This is a genomic window from Enterobacter sp. CM29, assembly GCF_013179605.1.
In the GTDB taxonomy this organism is placed as follows: Bacteria; Pseudomonadota; Gammaproteobacteria; order Enterobacterales; family Enterobacteriaceae; genus Enterobacter; species Enterobacter intestinihominis.
Genome location: NZ_JABMCU010000392.1, coordinates 1 through 632, shown reverse-complemented (window position 1 = coordinate 632; position 632 = coordinate 1). Strand labels below are relative to the sequence as shown.

1 protein-coding gene and 1 pseudogene are annotated in these 632 nt (G+C 44.0%); both read right to left on the bottom strand.

Going from position 1 to position 632, the window contains the following annotated elements:
• A pseudogene (locus tag HP459_RS23255) lies at positions 1-275 on the bottom strand (hypothetical protein); the annotation flags it as partial.
• A 47-nt stretch (positions 276-322) separates the two neighbouring features.
• On the bottom strand, positions 323-571 hold the full coding sequence (locus HP459_RS23250; protein ID WP_284998652.1) for a DNA polymerase III subunit theta: 249 nt from the start codon (positions 569-571) through the stop codon (positions 323-325).
• Between the last annotated feature and the right edge of the window lie 61 nt (positions 572-632).

Sequence of the window (632 nt, the reverse complement as noted above, 5' to 3'; positions counted from 1 at the left end):
TTTCGAATGCTGTTAAGTTCAGACATAGCATCAGCAAGTGATACAGGAAGCCCTAAGAGAACGGCAGCTGAGAGCTTCGGCGCAAAATACTTATAGCTTTTGATAGCATTGTACTTTTCTGAACCCTCTGGCCTTAAGTTCTCAATAACAACTCTAAGAAAGTCCTCATGAATTAGCATTAATTTTAAAAGTGCTGCTGACTCATCTTCATAGTTAGCTATCGAAGCCATCTTGTTCGGATCTAAAAAGTAGCCAAAATCATGATCGATTTTCACGTAGTTTCCCTTCTCCATTACTGGGCTTTGTTCGATTCGAGAGAATTTCACTTACCTTCCTCCTGTTTGAGATATCGAGGGTCTGATGCTTTTGGCAAAGAGATGCTTTGTTCGCGGTAATACCGCAAGCGCTCAAGGAAGTAATCGCGCAGATGCTCAGGCTGTTCTCGCATAACCACTTCGGCGATAACCGGCATGTTCAAGCGCTCTTTGTACGCCACGCCGGAGGCTGCAAGGTCAACGTTAACCTTGTCGCGTTCCTCTTGGCTCTTTGCAGCAATATTGAAGTCGTTCATAATCATCAACTCATCCGTTTTAATAGAACGTATCTTACGTCAGATAACCGCTGCTGAGACC